Here is a 2,875-nt window from a genome sequence, read left to right on the forward strand (position 1 = left end):
CCCGTGCCATTCGGCATGCAGGCGTATCGCCTGCGAATCGAGATCGGCCTCTTCGCTTGGTGAGCCCAGTCCTGCCGGTACATTGAGCGCATCCGCCATGTCCCCGGGATCAGTCGGAGGCGCCAAGCCCACCACCTTCAGGCGCGAGACGCCTGCCAGCGCAAGCGCCAGACTGGCCGCCCGTATATCCGTGACAAGCATACGGCTGGCTTCGGGCTTGGGCGCTTGCACGACCATCAGGGCCGCTGCCTGTATCCCGGGCCCACGATTCGGCACAGGACCGGCGCCCATCAGAGGCGGTGTCACCCTGCGTCCGTCCGCCTTCACCGCATTGTTGGACGATGCGGGGCGCTGTGCACCTGAATTCAAAGTAGCCTGGCTGGTAGTGCCTTCGGGCCGACCGTCGCTGCGCGGTGCAGCTTGTCGCGGTTTGAACCAGGTGTCCAGTTGCGCCCGCTCCATCTCGCGATTCCAGGCACCGGCCGATTGCGGCTGATCGCCGGCAGCCGCTTGCTGCAATCCCGCCCCAGCCTTGGCCACCAGTCGCAACGCTCCAGGATCTTCCCGGAGCGGGAACAACGGAGAACTCATGCGCCGCCTCCGGGTTCAGTCGGGGAGGTCGCGGGCGCCCTGTTGAAGGCCTCGCGCGTCATCCAGTCCCGGTCGGCTTCTGTCGCGTGAAGGCGCGACTGCTCACGCACGTAAGTATCGATGACGGCCGATTCGTGGGACCGAAACCCTTCAAGCCGGGTTTCGGCCGCCCGGCACAGCAGCAAGAAGCCATCGCGTGCCTTGTCCAGCACGGCCACTTGTGCCTGAATCTTCTCCATCGAAGCCTGCAGCTGCGCCAGGTAGAGCAGTCCGGCCTGGTGCATCGAAGCGTCCAGGCGCACCTGGAGCTGCTGCCCCAGCTTCTCGGATGTCTGCCTGTGCAGACTTTTCGTGGCGCTCAGCGCGGCCCGTGCCGAGGCCAGTTCGTGCTGCGCTTTGGCAAGTTTTCCGTTCAGCTCGTCAAGCTCCCATTGGGCTCGCCTGGCCAAAGGCTCCAACGGATATTTGAACCCGCGCAAATCGCCTTTTCCCGAATTTTTGTAACCCGGCAGATTCATCTCGAGCCTCCCGCTTTGATGCCCGGCATGGCTGCCGGAACAGCTACGGCTTCAGCCATGCAGGCCCGCAACTGCTCCAGCGCACGTGGCCGGTCAAAACCACCGTCCCGTTGCGTCATCCACTCTCGAAGTGCCGTGTCACGCCGCAGAGCCTTGTCCAGTTGCGGATTGGTTCCGGCTTCATAAGCGCCAATCTCCACCATCTGGCGATTGCGCTCCATCAGTGAAATATGCCGGGTCACGCGGTTGACAAGCTCACGCTCGGCGGCATCCGTGAGGTCCGTGCGCAAACGGCTGGTGCTTTGCAGAACGTCGATAGCGGGATATTGGCCGGTATGGGCCAGCGAGCGCGACAGCACGATGTGGCCGTCCAGTATGGCGCGCAGGTTGTCCGAGATGGGTTCGTTGAAATCGTCACCTTCGACAAGAACCGTCAGCAAGGCCGTGATCGCACCGCCGCTGTCCGATGTTCCGAAGCGTTCGCACAGTTGCGGCAACTCGGCAAACACCGAGGGCGTATAGCCCCGCGCTGTGGGTGGTTCACCCGCCGAGAGGCCGACTTCACGGCGAGCCATCGCCAGCCTGGTGACCGAGTCCATGGTGAGAAGGACCTGCCGTCCCTGGTCCCTGAAGTATTCGGCGATCGCGACGGCCGCATGGGCGGCGCGAATCCGGGCCAGTGCGGGTTGGTCTGCGGTAGCGACTACAACAACGGACCGCTGCAGACCCTCGGGCCCCAGCTGCTTGTCGATAAAGTCCCGGACTTCCCGCCCGCGTTCGCCGATCAGCGCGATGACGTTGATGTCGGCCTTGACATGACGCGCAATCATGCCGAGCAAAGTGCTCTTTCCGACGCCGCTTCCCGCGAAGATTCCGACGCGCTGGCCCTGGCCCAAAGTAAGCAGGCCGTCGATCGCCCGAATGCCGGTTTCGATGATGCGGGCAACCGGCGGTCGCTTCATGGGATTGACGGGCGCGCCGTGCAAGGGGACGTCGCGAACCGTGGCAGGCCGCGCACCGCCATCCAGAGGCTCACCAAAGCCGTCTATCACGCGGCCAATCTGGGCAGGACCCACCCCAAAGGTCGATGCCCGGCCMAGTGCAACCACCTCGGCGCCAGCGCTGACGCCCTGAAGCGAGCCATAAGGAAGCAGCGTGACATGGCCGGCATGCAAACCCACYACCTCGGCCAATACCCCCGCATTCGCCGAAAACAAATCGCCTGCCGGGTCCGATCCCGACGGGTCATGGGGCGCCAGGCGCGGACGGATCCGGCACAACTCGCCCACCACGGCGTCCGGCCCTTGCGCCTGGATGGCCAAACCCTGGACCTGGCGCACCCAGCCTACACGCCTCATCAGTTCCTGCTCCCGTACAGCTTTTCGATAGGCGCTCAGCCCCGGACTGGCGGCCTGGCCTGCCAGGTCGGAAACGGCCGGGGAGCCCGGGTTGGAGTTCATGCCGGGCGCTCCGCTCGGCGTGTCGCCCGGGTCTGAAGCAGCATTGTTTTGAGCGCCTCAACCTGCACATCAAGGCGGGCGTCGAGCGCGCCCTCGGGGGAACGCAACATGCAGCCGCCCAAGGCGACCTCAGTGCTGGCAACCCACCGCGTTGTGTGATTTCTCTGTGATGCGATGCGGGCTCCCAAATCTGTATCCGCTTCAAGCCACTGCAGGTCTTCGGGGTGGACGTGAATTTCGAGCGCCGCTTTTCCTCGCCAATGGGCGAGCGCGTTCACCACGCCCGCCTTCAGCATGTCCCGGGTG

4 protein-coding genes are annotated in these 2,875 nt (G+C 64.6%); all 4 read right to left on the reverse strand.

Going from position 1 to position 2,875, the window contains the following annotated elements; translation table 11 throughout:
- Positions 1–591, reverse strand: a 591-nt coding sequence (locus AC1D1P_RS19685; RefSeq protein ID WP_477674135.1) for a hypothetical protein, incomplete at its 3' end; no start/stop codon positions are given.
- A complete protein-coding gene (locus AC1D1P_RS19690; protein ID WP_477669641.1) occupies positions 588–1,109 on the reverse strand; it encodes a hypothetical protein in 522 nt (173 codons plus the stop codon). The genes AC1D1P_RS19685 and AC1D1P_RS19690, both read right to left, overlap by 4 nt.
- Complete coding sequence (locus tag AC1D1P_RS19695; RefSeq protein ID WP_477674136.1) at positions 1,106–2,569, reverse strand: FliI/YscN family ATPase; 1,464 nt, start codon at positions 2,567–2,569, stop codon at positions 1,106–1,108. Before AC1D1P_RS19695 ends, AC1D1P_RS19690 begins: the two co-directional genes overlap by 4 nt.
- Positions 2,566–2,875: FliH/SctL family protein (locus tag AC1D1P_RS19700; RefSeq protein ID WP_477674137.1), on the reverse strand; the 310-nt coding region annotated here is incomplete at its 5' end. The genes AC1D1P_RS19695 and AC1D1P_RS19700, both read right to left, overlap by 4 nt.

Source organism: Polaromonas sp. P1_E1_2, from assembly GCF_056406035.1.

Coding starts and splice junctions, on each gene's coding strand:
- AC1D1P_RS19690 (WP_477669641.1), bottom strand. CDS start 1,109: ATGAATCTGCCGGGTTACAAAAATTCGGGAAAAGGCGATTTGCGCGGG.